A 15633-nucleotide genomic window follows, 5' to 3' on the forward strand; every position below is an offset into this window, starting at 1 on the left:
CTCTATCCGGTGATCCCGTACGGCTCCGGATCTCGCCAGCGTTCGAAGGGGCGGTCAAGGCTGTACTTGCCGTCCTCACCGAGAACGAGCATCCGCATCTCGCCGTTCCCGGGGTTCGACAGCGACTCGAATTCCGCGACCGTCCAGTGGAACCACCGCATGCAGAACAGCCGCATGGCCAGACCGTGGGTCACCAGAAGCACGTTCGGCGGATGGTCGGGGTCCTCGAAACTGCGGAACAGGCTCTCCAGGAAGCCGCCGACCCGGTCGTACACGTCGGCACCGGACTCGCCCTGGACGAAGCGGTAGAAGAAGTGGCCGTAGGCGTCCCGGTAGGCCTTCTGCAGGCGCACGTCGTCCCGGTCCTGCCAGTTGCCCCAGTCCTGCTCACGCAGCCGGGGTTCCTCCCGTATCCGTATGAGTGCGGGGTCGAGGCGGAAGGCGCGCAGCGTCTCGTGGGTGCGGCGGTACGGGGAGACGTACACGCTGACCCGCTCGCGGCCGAACACCTCGCGCAGCCCCTTGCCCGTCTCCTCCGCCTGGGCCCGGCCCTGCTCGGTGAGGGCCAGCGCGTGGTCGGGTTCGCGCTCGTACACCGAGTCATCGACGTTGCCCGTCGATTCGCCGTGCCGGACAAGAACGATGCGCCGTGGTCGTGCCATGCCAGAACCCTAGATCGAGACGGGTGGAACCAAGCATTCGAACGGCCCCCGTACGGCGTACGTCACACAGTTTCCACATCCCGGTCGGCACCCGTAGGTGCCGGGATGGTCAGTCCGGTTCTCAAACGGTCCACGAGGGCTCCAGTTGCACGATGTCCCCCGTCAGGGCCGCGATGTCGGCCTCCGTCTGGGCGCGCAGGGCCAGCCGTTCCACCCGCTCGGTGCGGTACTTGCCGTGCTCGGCGGCCGACCGCCACATGGACAGCACCAGATACTCGCTCCCCGGCGCCTCGGCGAACAGCCCGCGGACCATGCCGGGCGAGCCGGCCATCGCGGGGTTCCAGACCTTCTCCTGCATGAGGACGTAGTGCTCGGCCCGCTCCTCGTGGACGCGGCAGAGCGCCACCCTCAGCAGGTCGGCGTCCGTGAAGCGCGGTTCGAACCCGGTCTTCACGTCGAACCGGTAGTCGAAGAGCCTGACCTGCGCGTCTTTGAAGGTGCCCGCCTGGGTTGAGGCGAGCCGGTCGTGGGAGCGGGCCATGAAGGAGTCGTAGAAGGCACGGCTCTCCCAGAAGGCGAAGACGTGCGCCACGTCCGGCCGCCCCCGGCTCCAGCCACCCCCCTGTCCCCGAAAACCCGGCTCCCCCGGAAGCCCCGCCCACTTCCGCTGCCCCCGCTCGAAACCGCGGCGGTCCACCACGGTGCAGCGAATCCACTTGACCAGCACCGCGCCATGGTAAGGCCAGGGAACGTGGCACCGGTCACTCTCCGGAGGACCACTTGCCCCCACCGGCCTCGCTGTGCGTGGCAGGATGGACAACCGGCCGTCACCGTCCGGCAGTTCAGGTGGCCGGGCAGGGCGGGGACCTGGGAAGGGGAAGTCTGTGAACGGCCTCAGCAAGGGCATTCGCAAGGTCGAGGTCGCGCTGCGGTGGGACCCGAGTCCGGCGGGGCAGCCACCCGCCGACCTGGACGTCGTCGCCGGTACCTATGTGGCGGACGATCCGTACGGCGATCCCTCCTATGTGGTGCACTACGACAGCCGCTCCCCCGACGGGACCATCTATCTCAACCGGGACAGCCAGGACGGCAAGGGCTTCGGCTTCGACGAGGTCATGATGCTGGAGCTGGAGCGGCTCGACGCCCGGTACGCGCGTGTCGTGGTGGGCGTCGCGATCCAGCAGCGCACCGAGGACCGGACCTTCGGTGACGTCGCCAACCCGGGCCTGCGCATCCGCGAGGGCTACACCGAACTGGCCACGGACGACTTCAGCGGTGTCCTGGGCGCGACGGCGGCTACGGTCGCGGAGTTCGTCCGGGACGAGACGGGGGCCTGGGAGTTCCGGGCCGGCGTCCACGGCTTCGAGGGGGATCCCGCCACCTTCGCCGCCGCCATGGGCGCGGCACGCCGGCCCTGACGCGGCGACGCGCGCGCCAGAAGACGGTACGAGTGACGCGCGTATGAAACGGCATAAGTAAGGGGCGTCCGCCATTGGCGGACGCCCCTTACTCATGGGGACCTACGCGTCAGCTACAACCGCTGGTCGAACCGCAGCCCTCGCAGATGTAGCAGGAACCGGCGCGCTGCATCTTCGTGCCGCAGGAGAAGCACAGCGGGGCGTCGGCCTGGATGCCCAACTGCATCTCCACCAGCTCGGCGCTGGTGTGCGCCTGCTGCGGAGCGGGCTCGGCCGCCTCGACCTCTGCCTTCGGCGTGGCGACGGCCTTCAGTTCCTGGGCGCGCGGCGCCGACTGGGCCAGGCCCTCGACGTCGAGCTCGTCGTCGGACGGCTCGTACGAACCCGTCTCCAGGTGACGCTGGCGCTCCTCGGCGGAGTGGATACCGAGGGCGGAGCGCGTCTCGAAGGGCAGGAAGTCCAGCGCCAGGCGGCGGAAGATGTAGTCGACGATCGACTGCGCCATCCGCACGTCCGGGTCGTCCGTCATGCCGGCCGGCTCGAAGCGCATGTTGGTGAACTTCGAAACGTACGTCTCCAGCGGCACGCCGTACTGGAGGCCGACGGAGACCGCGATGGAGAAGGCGTCCATCATGCCCGCGAGGGTCGAACCCTGCTTGGACATCTTCAGGAAGACCTCACCGAGACCGTCGTCCGGGTAGGAGTTGGCCGTCATGTAGCCCTCGGCGCCGCCGACCGTGAAGGAGGTGGTGATGCCGGGACGTCCCTTCGGGAGGCGCTTGCGGACCGGACGGTACTCGACGACCTTCTCGACCGTCTCGCGGATGGCCGCCTCGGTCTTCTCCGTGACGGCGTCCGTTACGGACTTCTCCTTCTCCTTGGTCTTGGCGGAGAGGGGCTGGCCGACCTTGCAGTTGTCGCGGTAGATGGCGAGCGCCTTGACGCCCATCTTCCAGGCCTCGAAGTAGACCTCCTCGACGTCCTCGACGGTCGCCGACTCCGGCAGGTTGACCGTCTTGGACAGGGCACCGGAGATCCACGGCTGGATCGCGGCCATCATGCGGACGTGGCCCATCGCGGAGATGGAACGCTCGCCCATGGCGCAGTCGAAGACCTCGTAGTGCTCGTGCTTGAGGCCGGGGGCGTCGATCACGTTGCCGTGCTCGGCGATGTGGGCGACGATCGCCTCGATCTGCTCCTCCTGGTAGCCCAGGCGGCGCAGGGCCTGCGGGACGGTGCCGTTGACGATCTGCATCGAGCCGCCGCCGACCAGCTTCTTGAACTTGACCAGGGCGAGGTCGGGCTCGAGGCCGGTGGTGTCGCAGGACATCGCCAGACCGATGGTGCCGGTCGGGGCGATGACGGACGCCTGGGAGTTGCGGAAGCCGTTCTTCTCGCCGAGGCGCAGCACGTCCTGCCAGGCCTCGGTGGCGGCCGCCCAGATCGGCGTGTCCAGGTCGTCCATGCGGACGGCCTTGGCGTTCTCGTCCGAGTGCTGCTTCATGACCCGCAGGTGCGGCTGCGCGTTGCGGGCGTAGCCGTCGTACGGGCCGACGATCGCGGCGAGCTCGGCGGAGCGCCGGTACGACGTGCCGGTCATCAGGGAGGTGATGGCGCCGGCCAGGGCGCGGCCGCCGTCGGAGTCGTACGCGTGGCCGGTCGCCATCAGCAGGGCGCCGAGGTTGGCGTAGCCGATGCCGAGCTGGCGGAAGGCGCGGGTGTTCTCGCCGATCTTCTGGGTCGGGAAGTCCGCGAAGCAGATGGAGATGTCCATCGCGGTGATGACGAGCTCGACGACCTTGGCGAAGCGCTCGGCGTCGAAGGACTGGTTGCCCTTGCCGTCGTCCTTCAGGAACTTCATCAGGTTCAGCGAGGCGAGGTTGCAGGACGTGTTGTCCAGGTGCATGTACTCGCTGCAGGGGTTCGAGCCGTTGATGCGGCCGGACTCCGGGCAGGTGTGCCAGTGGTTGATCGTGTCGTCGTACTGGATGCCCGGGTCGGCGCAGGCCCACGCGGCCTCGGCCATCTTGCGGAAGAGCGACTTGGCGTCGACCTCCTCGATGACCTCACCGGTCATGCGGGACGTCAGGCCGAACTTGCCACCGTCCTGGACCGCCTTCATGAACGTGTCGTTCACGCGGACCGAGTTGTTGGCGTTCTGGTACTGGACGGACGTGATGTCGTCGCCGCCCAGGTCCATGTCGAAGCCCGCGTCGCGCAGGGCGCGGATCTTCTCCTCTTCCTTCACCTTGGTCTGGATGAAGTCCTCGATGTCGGGGTGGTCGACGTCGAGGATGACCATCTTGGCGGCGCGGCGGGTGGCGCCGCCCGACTTGATGGTGCCGGCGGAGGCGTCGGCACCGCGCATGAAGGAGACCGGGCCGGATGCGTTGCCGCCGGAGGAGAGCAGCTCCTTGGAGGAGCGGATCCGGGAGAGGTTCAGGCCTGCGCCCGAGCCGCCCTTGAAGATCATGCCCTCTTCCTTGTACCAGTCGAGGATCGACTCCATGGAGTCGTCGACGGACAGGATGAAGCAGGCGGAGACCTGCTGCGGCTGGGGCGTGCCCACGTTGAACCACACGGGGCTGTTGAAGCTGAAGATCTGGTGCAGGAGGGCGTACGCCAGCTCGTGCTCGAAGATCTCGGCGTCGGCGGGCGAGGCGAAGTACTTGTGGTCCTCGCCGGCCTTCCGGTACGTCTTCACGATGCGGTCGATGAGCTGCTTCAGGCTCACCTCGCGCTGCGGGGTGCCCACGGCACCCCGGAAGTACTTGCTGGTGACGATGTTGACCGCGTTCACCGACCAGAACTCGGGGAACTCGACGCCACGCTGCTCGAAGTTGACCGAGCCGTCGCGCCAGTTGGTCATGACGACGTCACGACGCTCCCAGGCCACCTCGTCGTAAGGGTGGACGCCGGGAGTGGTGTGGACGCGCTCAACGCGGAGTCCCTTGCCCGCCTTGGTGCCCTTGGCGCGGGAACTCCGTGCCGGACCGCTCGCCGTCTCTGTCATGCCGCCTCCCTGTACGGGCGAAAACGCCCTGAAGTGCCCCGATTGTTCCCGTGGCACGATGTTCTGTCTGGTGTTGCGGGCATCTCTCGGTCCGCCCGCAACAGGTCTTCTCACTCGCCGCCGCCCGGCCGGACCCCGGCGCCGAAGTCCGGGTCCGGCCCGCCGGTCAGTCGGCGGCGCCTGCGGGCTCGGGGACCTGTGCCGTCCCCGTGGACCCGCGGTCGTTCTCCTGGCTCCCCGCACCGGCGTCGTCGCCGGCGTCGCGGCCTCCGCCGGGGCGCCCCGTCGCCTCCCTGAGCTCCACGATCGCGGCCTCGAAGTCCTCGAGCGAGTCGAACGCCCGGTAGACGGAGGCGAATCGCAGATAGGCGACGAGGTCGAGTTCCTGCAACGGGCCGAGTATGGCCAGCCCCACGTCGTGGGTGGTCAGCTCGGCACTTCCGGTGGCTCGCACCGCTTCCTCGACCCGCTGGCCGAGCTGGGCGAGCGCGTCCTCGGTGACGGGCCGGCCCTGGCAGGCCTTGCGTACACCGTTGATGATCTTGGTGCGGCTGAACGGTTCGGTGACCCCGGACCGCTTCACCACCATGAGCGAGCACGTCTCCACGGTCGTGAAACGACGGGAGCAGTCAGGACACTGGCGGCGCCTGCGGATCGACGTCCCGTCGTCGGTCGTACGGCTGTCGACGACGCGGCTGTCGGGGTGCCTGCAGAAGGGGCAGTGCATGAACTCCGAACCCTCCTCACAGCAGACTCAATAGCCTCGCGGGGCTCTTCAGGCCCCTCGAAGCAGTCCCCAGCATAGGCGATCGTGGCGGGCTCGAAGACCCGGGGGACCACAACTTGTGGGCTGCAGATGCAATCCAACCACTAGATGTGGGGATTGACTCACACACACGCCCCGCACGCGTGTCGCTCCGGTACGTACAGGTGCCGTACGGCCGGGCCGCGCGGCGGACACGCACGGCCGTATCGCCCGGGCGCGTGCGGAGATACCGTGGGCACCGCGAGGAGAGGGCGTGGGACTACCGCACAGATGAGGGGACCCACGCCGTCGAACGGGGTGCCGGATGGCAGACTGGGGCGACCTCCCCGAGGTTGTCACCACGGCGGTGAAGAGTACAGCAATGGGCCCTTTTGTCCGCCAGGCATCGCGATAGCCATACACCCAGACACACGACCCAGGCGGGCGATTCGCGATTTTTCACTCGAACGTGTGTTTGGCGCAACCTTTCGAAAGCTACTACCGTTGTGCAGCAGGGAGACCATCGAGAGGGGCCGACGTGACCACCACCGCCGACAGTGCCACCATCACTGCCCAGGACCGCCCCCAGGGCCGACCTGAGCCGGTGCACGCGATGAGCGACGCCACGAATCCCGAGGGGCACAAGCGCTCCCTGCCAGGGCGACCTCCTGGCATCCGGGCTGACAGCTCGGGACTCACCGATCGCCAGCGCCGGGTGATCGAGGTCATCCGCGACTCCGTGCAGCGGCGCGGGTACCCGCCGTCGATGCGGGAGATCGGCCAGGCCGTCGGCCTCTCCAGCACCTCCTCCGTCGCACACCAGCTCATGGCGCTGGAGCGCAAGGGCTTCCTGCGCCGCGACCCGCACCGTCCGCGCGCCTACGAGGTGCGCGGCTCCGACCAGGCCGCCTCCGTGCAGCCCACGGACACCGCCGGCAAGCCGGCCGCATCGTACGTGCCGCTGGTCGGGCGTATCGCCGCCGGTGGCCCGATCCTCGCCGAGGAGTCCGTCGAGGACGTCTTCCCCCTGCCCCGGCAACTGGTCGGTGACGGCGAACTCTTCGTACTGAAGGTCGTCGGCGACTCGATGATCGAGGCCGCCATCTGCGACGGCGACTGGGTCACGGTCCGCCGCCAGCCGGTCGCCGAGAACGGCGACATCGTGGCCGCGATGCTCGACGGCGAGGCCACCGTCAAGCGCTTCAAGCGCGAGGACGGCCACGTCTGGCTCCTCCCGCACAACTCGGCGTACGAGCCGATCCCGGGTGACGACGCGACCATTCTCGGCAAGGTGGTGGCTGTACTGCGTCGCGTCTGAGCGCCACGGCGGGCGGGCACGCCACGACAGCGACCCGCCGACCCGACCGGGCCCCGGAACCTCTGCGCCGGTTCCGGGGCCCCGCGCTGTCCGGAGGACCAGGACCAGGCCCCGGCTCCCGGCGTACGGGCCGGCGCTCAGTCGCCCTCCGCCGCCGACTCCGCCTGCCGCGCCTTCGCGTCGATCGCGGCCAGCGACTTGCGGGCCTGGTTACGGTCAGTGGTGAACCAGAAGTCGGGCAGTGACGCCTTCAGATAGCTTCCGTACCGGGCCGTCGCCAGTCGCTGGTCCAGTACGGCGACCACGCCGCGATCGCCCGACGCCCGTACGAGGCGGCCTGCGCCCTGGGCCATCAGCAGCGCGGCGTGCGTGGCGGCGACCGCCATGAAGCCGTTGCCGCCGGCCTCCTCCACCGCCTTCTGGCGGGCGCTCATCAGAGGGTCGTCCGGGCGCGGGAACGGGATCTTGTCCATGACGACCAACTGGCAGCTCGGCCCTGGAACGTCGACGCCCTGCCAGAGCGAAAGGGTGCCGAAGAGGCAGGTCTCCGGGTCGGCCGCGAAGTTCTTGATCAGCTCCCCGAGCGTCTCCTCGCCCTGCAGCAGGATCGGGTACTCCGGGATACGGGAGCGCAGCTCCTCGGCGGCCATCTGGGCCGCCCGCATCGAGGAGAAGAGACCCAGCGTGCGACCGCCCGCCGCCTGGATCAGCTCCGTGAGCTCGTCGAGCATGTCGCCGCGGTCCCCGTCCCGCGCGGGGCGTGCCAGGTGCTTGGCGACGTACAGGATGCCCTGCTTGCGGTAGTCGAAGGGCGAGCCGACGTCGACGCCCTTCCACTGGGGCACGTCATCGCCCTCGGTGCCCTCGGGTGCGAGGCCCAGGGAGGCCCCCACGCCGTTGAAGTCGCCGCCCAGCTTGAGGGTCGCGGAGGTCAGGACGACCGAGCGGTCGGCGAAGAGCTTCTCGCGCAACAGACCCGCGACGGACATGGGGGCGACGCGCAGCGAGGCGCCGAACCGGTCGTGCCGCTCGTACCAGACGACGTCCCACTCGGAGCCGTTCGTGATCCGCTCCGCCACGTCGTGCACGGACTCGACGGAGGCAAGCGCCTGCTTGCGGACGGCGTCCTCGTCCTGCACGGACTTGTCGCGGGTCGCGCCGATCGCGGAGATGACCGTGCGGCAGGCGTCACGCAGGGCCATCAGCGCATAACCGAGGTCCTCCGGGATCTCCTCGAGACGGCCCGGCAGCGCCAGCTCCATGAGCCGCTCGAAGCCCTCGGAGGCCGTCTGGAGCTGGTCGGCGGCCTTCTCGTTGACGAGCTTCGCGGCCCGCCGCACCGCGCGGTTCACCTGGCCCGGGGTGAGCTCGCCGGTGGCGACGCCGGTGACCCGGGAGACCAGCTCGTGCGCCTCGTCCACGATCAGCACCTCGTGCTGCGGCAGGACGGGGGCGCCCTCGATGGCGTCGATGGCGAGCAGCGCGTGGTTGGTGACGACGACCTCGGCGAGCTTGGCGCGCTCGCGGGCCATCTCGGCGAAGCACTCGGCGCCGTAGGCGCACTTCGAGGCGCCGAGACACTCCCGGGACGACACCGACACCTGCGACCAGGCACGGTCGGAGACGCCCGGCGTGAGGTCGTCGCGGTCACCCGTCTCCGTCTCGTCCGCCCAGTCGCGCATCCGCAGCAGGTCCTGGCCCAGCCTGCTGGTGGGTGCGGCGGCCTCGAACTGGTCGAAGAGGCCTTCCTCCTCGTCCTGCGGGACGCCCTCGTGGAGCCGGTGCAGGCACAGGTAGTTCGACCTGCCCTTGAGCATCGCGAACTCCGGGCGGCGGCGGAGCTGGGGGTGGAGCGCGTCGACCGTGCGGGGCAGGTCCCGCTCGACCAACTGGCGCTGCAGGGCCAGGGTCGCGGTGGCCACCACGACCCGCTCCCCGTGAGCCAGCGCGGGCACCAGGTAACCCAGCGACTTGCCGGTGCCGGTGCCGGCCTGGACCAGCAGATGGGAGCCGCCGTCGATGGCTTCCTCGACGGCTTCGGCCATGGCCACCTGGCCGGGACGCTCCGTGCCGCCGACGGCGGTGACGGCGGCGTGCAGGAGTTCGGGGAGTGAGGGCTTCGTCATAGCGCGACCACCCTACGGCCCGGGACTGACAACCGGGCGGGCAAGGCGGGTGCGAGGTGCGAGACGTACAGGAGGTGCAGGAGGTGCAGGACGCGCGAGGGGCGCAGGACATGCCGTAGGTGCAGGACATACAGGAAGTGCAGGAGGTGAAAGCGGACGGGCAGGACGTACAGAAGCGGCAGGAGGTGTCGCCGGGGCTCGAGGGCCCGTGCGGGCTGTGAGGAGGGCGGTGGCAAAGGTTGGCTCCTGGGCGGGCGGCGGGGCCGGTCGGTGAGCCGGGGCAGCACGGATCAGCCTGCGGACTGTGCCACGACGCTACGGCAGCTCGCGCGACGTCCGGGCGCGGATCATGAGGGCGGCCCGCTTGGCGGGCAGGTCGACCTCGGCGGCGAACCGGAACCCGGCGCCGAGGAAAGCGGCGACGGAGGCCGTGTTGCGGACGTCGGGTTCGGCGAGCACGCGCGTGCAGGCGGGCCGCCTCGCCAGGACGAGGTCGGTGACGGTCCTGATCAGCGTGGTCCCGATGCCCTGCCCGCGGTCGGCCACATCGCCGATCAGGAGGTGAAGACCGGTGTCGTGCGGCCGGACGGGACAGTACCGGGCCAGCGGGTCGAGGTCGGCCCGGTAGATCTCCCAGTAGCTCATCGGCACCCCCTCCAGCACGCCGACGCACGGGACGCTGCGTCCGTCGCCGGCGAGCTGCGCCCGTACGTGTCCCTCGGTCACACTCTGCGGTCCGGTCAGTTCCCAGAACGCGGCGACGGCGGGGTCGTTCATCCAGCGGGTGACGAACGGCACGTCCTGTTCGACGCGGACGGGCACCAGGTGGAACGTGCCGGCGGGTGTGTCGGCCGGACCCCAGTCGACGACGCGGTCGAGCAGGTCGTCGCCTGCTCGCGGCGTCTCCGCTCCTGCGGGGAGGTTCCTCTCCTCGCCCTTCCTGAAGAGGGCGCCGAACTCTTCGGGGAGGTGCAGGTCCAGGGTGTCGTCGGCGCTCGCATCGGTGGAAGCCACGGTGTCGCTCTTTCGGGAGACGGGGACGGGGTCGGCGGTGTACTCAGGCGTGCAGCGGGTTGGTGACGGTGACGTAGACGGACTGGGTGTCCACCGGGCCGGCGAGTTCGTCCAGGCCGCGCAGCCGGGTCAGCAGGTTGGCCTTGCAGCGCAGTACGGGTGAGTCGAGCAGGCGTGCGGGCAGCGGACTGCGCAGCGTGGCGGGACCCGAGGCGAGATCGCCCAGGAAGCGGCGGAAGGCCGCGAGCAGCAGCCGTTCGTCGGCGAGATGCTGGGAACCGAAGGCTCCGATGAGACCGAACACGTTGTTGATGGCGAGGTAGTAGGCGAAGCGCTCGTCGGTCACCTCGTCGGAGACGAACGTGTCGCTCCGCTCGCCGATGCCGGGCAGCCGGGCGTCGAGTTCCGCACGCCGGGATGCGCGGAAGTAGTAGCCCTGGTTGTCGCGGTAGCGGCCGCCGGCGGGCCAGCCGTCGGTGTCCAGCAGGAGGAGCGTGTTCTGCTGGTGCGCCTCCAGGGCGATCCCGGTATGGGCGTCCAGCCACAGGACGGGGCGTACGACGTGGTGGAGGTAGCGCAGGAACCACTCGGCGGCGACGGCTTGGCGGAGGCGGCCGGTCCGCCCGGCGAGTCGGGTGACGACCTCGGCCAGCCGGGAGCGCGGGACGTGCGCGGTGTGCCGGCCGGACCCGTCCGCCTGCCCTCGCGGCCGGGGCGCGACGAGCCCCGCGACGCAGGAGACGTCGTCCGTGGGCCGGAAGGGGTTGTGCCGGATGACGACGTCTAGCCCTCGCACGGGCCTGCCGTCCGGACCGTCGACGGCGAGCCAGGCCGGGTCACGGACGATGTCGAAGTCCGGGTGGGCGGCCTGCCACTGGCGGGACACCCCGGTGCGCAGCAGACGGTGGACCTCGATCCCGCGGTGAAGTTCCTTGCGGAGGTTCTCCCGGCGGGAGTTGGTGATGTGCAGGGCCAGCGAGAGCTTGAGCATGGCGGGGGCGCCGGTCCGGTAGACGGTTCGCAGGGAGGAGGTGGGGTGCCAGACGGCGCCCCGGGAGCCGAGGTCCCTGAGCAGTCCGGCGTCCAGCAGGGCCGCGGTCTCCGGTCGGTGCCGTACCGCGCGGAACTGCCAGGGATGCAGGGGAAGGACCGCGTAGCCGTCCGGTGGCGCCGGCCCGTCTCCGGCGAGGCGTGCGGTGAGCCGGGGCGCGGTGACAGGGCGACCGCCCTCGGTCCAGGCCGAGTCGGTGGCGAGGACGGAGGGGGCGATGGCCACCCAGTGCAGGGGAAAGGAGCCGCGTACTTCGGGTGAGTACCGCTGTGCCTCCTCCTCCGTGAGCCCTTCGCGGCTCTTCGGTGTGGGGTGCAGGGGGTGCCCGAGGACCAGTGCCTGCTCGGCGGCGAGGAAGAGGTCGGGGCCGCCGGGGTCACCATGGCCGCCGGGGCCTCCAGGGTCACCGGAGCCCCCGGGGGCACCGCAGCCCCCGGAGGCTGCGGAGGGGTGGTCCTCCCGGCGCTCCCGGAGGAAGACGGCGGTACGCCGGACGGAGTCGGCGACACGCCCCACGAGGTCGGTCCCCCCGGGGCCCACGTCGTCGGCCGTCTCCCGGACGAGCAGCGCGGCGACGGTGACGGCGTCGACCGGGGGCGCCGATTCGGGGGCGCCGGACAGGCGCGGGAGGCCGAAGCGGTGCCGTCCCGTCGGTGACCAGTACTGGACGGGTACGGCCAGGGCAGTGCCGCTGGCCGGGAGCGGCACTTGGAGGACGCCGCTGCCGGGGGCGGTCGCGTCGGTCTCGCGCGCCCAGCAGCGCAGCAGGTTCTCCACGGCCGCCGCCTGAGCCCCGCTGTACGGGTCGGGGTGGTCCAAGGCGTCGGTGGGTGGCGGAGGCGCGGGCGGGTGAGGGGCGGCGGGGGCCGGTACGGGGTCGAACGCGGGCGCGGGGGCGGGGTCAGCAGCGACGGCGGGTGCCGACACCGGACTGGCGGTGGCGGTGGAGGACGAACCGGCGATGGTGCCGGGAACCGAACCGGCGGCGGCAGCGGGGGCCGGCGTCGGATGGGCGGGAGCGGCCGCCGGTGGCGGAACTGCGGCAGCGGCGGTCGTATCTGACGGCGACGCCGGAGGCATCGCGGTGGGTGTCGGCGATCCGGTGATCGCGGTGGGTGTCGGTCGAGGTGTGGGGGTGCTGTGCAAGGCGGTTCCTCGTGACGTGCTGTGGCCTGGGCGGCGAATCTCAGCGCGCGGCGCGCGCCCCGTGCGGTGGCGCGTGGTCGCCATGGCTTCGCTCCACCGCCTCCACTGCGTCGGCGAGGCGGTCCAGGACCGCCGACATCTGCTCCTCGGTGACGATCAGCGGCGGCAGCAGTCTCACGACGCTCCCGGAGGGGCCCGCGAGGTCCACGATCAGTCCGCGGCGCAGGCACTCCCGCTGGACGGCGGCGGCCGTCTCGGCGGCGGGGCGCGTGCCCGGCACGGGGCCCGTGCCCGTGCCGTTGGCGCGGGTCTCGCGCGCACCGTCCGGTGCGACCAGTTCGACACCGATCATCAGGCCCCGCCCCCGCACGTCACCGACGCACCGGAACTCCCCGGCAAGGCCGCGCAGTCGCGTCAGCATCCGCGCCCCCAGTACGGCGGCGTGCTCGGCGAGTCGGTGCTCGCGCACGTGGGCGAGAGTCGCCGCGCCGGCGGCCAGGGCGAGTTGGTTGCCGCGGAAGGTGCCGGCACCGGGCTCTCCCGTGTGCAGGCCGTCCCGGTGCACCACCGCGGCCAGCGGCAGGCTGCCGCCGATCGCCTTGGACAGGATCAGCACGTCGGGGACGACACCGCTGTGTTCGACCGCCCAGAAAACCCCGGTTCGCGCGACGCCCGTCTCGGTCTCGTCGGCGATCAGCGGAATGGAGCGTTCGGCCGTGACGCGCCGCATTCGCCGCATCCAGGCGTCCGGCGCGGGAAGCACCCCGCCTTCGCTCTGGACCGGTTCGAGGACCATCCCGGCGGGCAGCGGCTCCCCCGACCGGCGGTCGTCGAGGACCGACTCCGCCCAGTGGGAGGCGAGTTCGGCCCCGCGCTCACCCCCGACACCGAACGGGCAGTGCCGGTCCTGCGGGTAGGGCAGGGGCGCGCGGCGGGCCTCACCGGGCCCCGCGCACGCCTGGGCCGCCGCCTGGTGGGCACCGGTGAAGGCGATCACCTGGTTCCGCCCGGTGGCGGCGCGGACCAGTCCGACGGCGGTGGCGACCGGGTCCGTACCGGACGGTCCGCAGAACCGCACGCGCGCGTGGGCGGCGAGTCCGGGCGGCAGGGTGCGCAGCAGCTCGGTGACGAAGGCGTCCTCGACGGGGGTGGCGAGGTCCATGACCTGCAAGGGAGCGCCGGAGTCGAGGACCTTGCGGATGGCCTCCAGCACGACCGGGTGGTTGTGTCCCAGGGCCAGTGTCCCAGCGCCCGACACGCAGTCGAGATAGCGGCGGCCGTCGGCTCCCTCGATGGTGAGCCCCCGGGCCCGGACCGGTACGACGGGAAGTGCGCGGGCGTAGGTGCGTGCCGCGGATTCACGCGCCGACTGACGCCTCGGGGCGCTCTCCTGCCCGGTACGCGCCCGCGCGGGCGCCTCGCCGCACGCCCGGGCGGATGCCTCGGCCGGAGCGCCCTCCCCCGGGGTCGGCCCGGCGTTCCTGCCCCTGGGCGCGAGCCCCCTGCACGCGGATTCCGCCACGGCTCCCTGACCTCCCGCTGTCCAGCCGCGACCCGACGTGTCGGGGCGTCCTCGGCACGGGGGCCGCACTCGGACAGCGGGCCCCCCACCGCTACCAACAGCCGTGCGGCCACCGGGTTACGGGTTGCCCGAAATCCTTGCCGGGGCGAGTGCCCTTCCCTCGCTACGCTGTCGCCGAGCATGCCCCGTACGGCGAGGACCGGGCGAGGACCGGGCGAGGACCCCGACGACGCGACGCCCCCGACGAGACCGGGCCACACTGGACGGATACGTGCCAGGTCAGACGGCTTGTGTCCGAACCGTTGCCGTACCGTCGGAACTCCCCCACAGCGAACGAATAGTGTGTGGCCCGTTCTTGTGCAGTTCACACCAGGGGGAGTCATCACCATGCGATCCATACGGCCGTCGTTCACCACGCGCGGACACGAGCGCGGGCGGCGCAGAACCTCCCCCGTACCGGTCACCGTGGCGCTCGTCTCGGCACTCGCGCTGACCGCCACCGCCTGCGAGTCGGGTGACCCCGAGGCGGGCGGCGACGCCTCGGCCTCCGCGCCCGCCGCGGGCGGCGGCAACGGCGAGATCCGGATCCCGGACCACATCAAGGACAAGCTCAAGGAACACGGGATCGACGTCGACGAGTGGAAGAACGGCGCCTGGAAGAACTGGAACAAGGACGACTGGCTGCGTGAGGCGCAGGACTTCGTCAATCCGATCATCGAGGATCTGTGGGACCCGGACCGCATGCGGGACGCCGAGGAGCCCGACCAGGAGGTCGACGACAGCGACCTCTCCGGTGACCAGGGCGTCACCGATCCGGAGCCGCGGCCGGTGCAGGCACAGGCCGTGCCGCCCAAGTACCACGCCAGCGCCGCCACCGCGGGCAAGCTGCTCTTCGACTCCCCCCAGGGCTCGATGGTCTGCTCGGCCACCGTCGTGGAGGACCCGGCCAACCCGGGCAAGTCCAACCTGGTGTGGACGGCCGGCCACTGCGTGCACGCGGGCAAGAAGGGCGGCTGGTACCGCAACATCGCCTTCGTGCCGTCCTACAACGATGCCGGAAAGCCGACCGAGGAGCTGCAGAACGCCACCAAGGAGGAGGTCGCTCCCTACGGCGTCTGGTGGGGCGACTGGGCGCAGACCTCGGACCAGTGGATCGAGCAGGGCGGCGCAACGGGCGGGGACGGCGCGTCGTACGACTTCGCCGTCATCCACGTGACGCCGGAGAAGGGCAGCGACGGCAAGTCGCTGGAGGAGACGGTCGGCGCCGCGCTTCCGGTGGACTTCGCCGCGCCCGCGGTGCCCCAGGTGAAGTCCCTCAAGGCGATCGGCTACCCGGCCGCGCCTCCGTACGACGGCCAGAAGTTGTTCCAGTGCGAGGACAAGCCCGGTCGGCTGTCGATCAGCGCCGCCGACCCGACGATGTACCGCATCGGCTGCTCCATGACCGGCGGTTCGTCCGGCGGTGGCTGGGTCGGGACTGGTTCCGACGGCAAGCCGGCGCTGGTGTCCAACACCTCCATCGGCCCGGTGACGGCCGGCTGGCTGGCCGGCCCGCGGCTGGGCGAGGAGGCCAAGGGTGTGTTCGACGCGGTGAGCGGCAAGTTCGCGGGCCAGTGAC

At 70.9% G+C, this 15633-nt stretch carries 11 protein-coding genes; 3 read left to right on the forward strand and 8 right to left on the reverse strand.

Translation table 11 applies throughout. The annotated features are described in order from the left end of the window. Positions 1-2: 2 nt before the first annotated feature. A complete protein-coding gene (locus B1H29_RS09715; RefSeq protein ID WP_055419860.1) occupies positions 3-662 on the reverse strand; it encodes a histidine phosphatase family protein in 660 nt (219 codons plus the stop codon). A gap of 121 nt (positions 663-783) precedes the next feature. Continuing rightward, positions 784-1389, reverse strand: a complete 606-nt coding sequence (locus tag B1H29_RS09720; RefSeq protein ID WP_055419861.1) for a YdbC family protein — start codon at positions 1387-1389, stop codon at positions 784-786. Positions 1390-1546: 157 nt separating this feature from the next. On the opposite strand from B1H29_RS09720, the gene B1H29_RS09725 reads away from it, so the two are divergent. Next, positions 1547-2080 (forward strand): TerD family protein, encoded by a 534-nt coding sequence (locus B1H29_RS09725; protein WP_055419862.1) that lies wholly within the window; start codon positions 1547-1549, stop codon positions 2078-2080. 109 nt (positions 2081-2189) lie between these two features. Here the strand turns inward: B1H29_RS09725 and B1H29_RS09730 are convergent, their stop codons facing one another. Further along, a complete protein-coding gene (locus tag B1H29_RS09730; protein ID WP_055419863.1) occupies positions 2190-5093 on the reverse strand; it encodes a vitamin B12-dependent ribonucleotide reductase in 2904 nt (967 codons plus the stop codon). A gap of 166 nt (positions 5094-5259) precedes the next feature. Next, on the reverse strand, positions 5260-5820 hold the full coding sequence (gene nrdR / locus B1H29_RS09735) for a transcriptional regulator NrdR (RefSeq protein ID WP_055419864.1): 561 nt from the start codon (positions 5818-5820) through the stop codon (positions 5260-5262). Between the two features lie 556 nt (positions 5821-6376). Here nrdR and lexA point away from each other — a divergent pair. Further along, positions 6377-7156: a transcriptional repressor LexA gene (gene lexA / locus B1H29_RS09740; RefSeq protein WP_055419865.1), complete on the forward strand. Its 780-nt coding sequence runs from the start codon at positions 6377-6379 to the stop codon at positions 7154-7156. A 137-nt stretch (positions 7157-7293) separates the two neighbouring features. On the opposite strand, the gene B1H29_RS09745 is transcribed toward lexA, so the two are convergent. From B1H29_RS09745 to B1H29_RS09760, 4 genes are all read right to left on the reverse strand, one after another. Beyond that, positions 7294-9282, reverse strand: coding sequence for an ATP-dependent DNA helicase (locus B1H29_RS09745; RefSeq protein ID WP_055419866.1), 1989 nt, complete (start codon positions 9280-9282; stop codon positions 7294-7296). A gap of 315 nt (positions 9283-9597) precedes the next feature. Further along, positions 9598-10296: a GNAT family N-acetyltransferase gene (locus tag B1H29_RS09750; RefSeq protein ID WP_055419867.1), complete on the reverse strand. Its 699-nt coding sequence runs from the start codon at positions 10294-10296 to the stop codon at positions 9598-9600. Between the two features lie 43 nt (positions 10297-10339). Continuing rightward, positions 10340-12427, reverse strand: a complete 2088-nt coding sequence (locus B1H29_RS09755; RefSeq protein ID WP_234393085.1) for an IucA/IucC family protein — start codon at positions 12425-12427, stop codon at positions 10340-10342. A 106-nt stretch (positions 12428-12533) separates the two neighbouring features. After that, the gene (locus tag B1H29_RS09760) at positions 12534-14015 is read right to left on the reverse strand and encodes an aminotransferase class III-fold pyridoxal phosphate-dependent enzyme (RefSeq protein ID WP_055419869.1); all 1482 of its coding nucleotides are present in this window, start codon (positions 14013-14015) and stop codon (positions 12534-12536) included. A gap of 387 nt (positions 14016-14402) precedes the next feature. On the opposite strand from B1H29_RS09760, the gene B1H29_RS09765 reads away from it, so the two are divergent. After that, on the forward strand, positions 14403-15632 hold the full coding sequence (locus tag B1H29_RS09765; RefSeq protein ID WP_055419870.1) for a trypsin-like serine peptidase: 1230 nt from the start codon (positions 14403-14405) through the stop codon (positions 15630-15632). Position 15633 lies beyond the last annotated feature (1 nt).

The sequence above is a fragment of the Streptomyces pactum genome (genome assembly GCF_002005225.1).
Lineage (GTDB): Bacteria > Actinomycetota > Actinomycetes > Streptomycetales > Streptomycetaceae > Streptomyces > Streptomyces pactum_A.

Excerpts from the sequence above, each read along its gene's own strand:
- B1H29_RS09745 (WP_055419866.1), bottom strand. The coding sequence starts at position 9,282 with ATGACGAAGCCCTCACTCCCCGAACTCCTGCACGCCGCCGTCACCGCC.
- B1H29_RS09765 (WP_055419870.1), top strand. The coding sequence starts at position 14,403 with ATGCGATCCATACGGCCGTCGTTCACCACGCGCGGACACGAGCGCGGG.
- B1H29_RS09730 (WP_055419863.1), bottom strand. The coding sequence starts at position 5,093 with ATGACAGAGACGGCGAGCGGTCCGGCACGGAGTTCCCGCGCCAAGGGC.
- B1H29_RS09715 (WP_055419860.1), bottom strand. The coding sequence starts at position 662 with ATGGCACGACCACGGCGCATCGTTCTTGTCCGGCACGGCGAATCGACG.
- nrdR (WP_055419864.1), bottom strand. The coding sequence starts at position 5,820 with ATGCACTGCCCCTTCTGCAGGCACCCCGACAGCCGCGTCGTCGACAGC.
- B1H29_RS09755 (WP_234393085.1), bottom strand. The coding sequence starts at position 12,427 with ATGCCTCCGGCGTCGCCGTCAGATACGACCGCCGCTGCCGCAGTTCCG.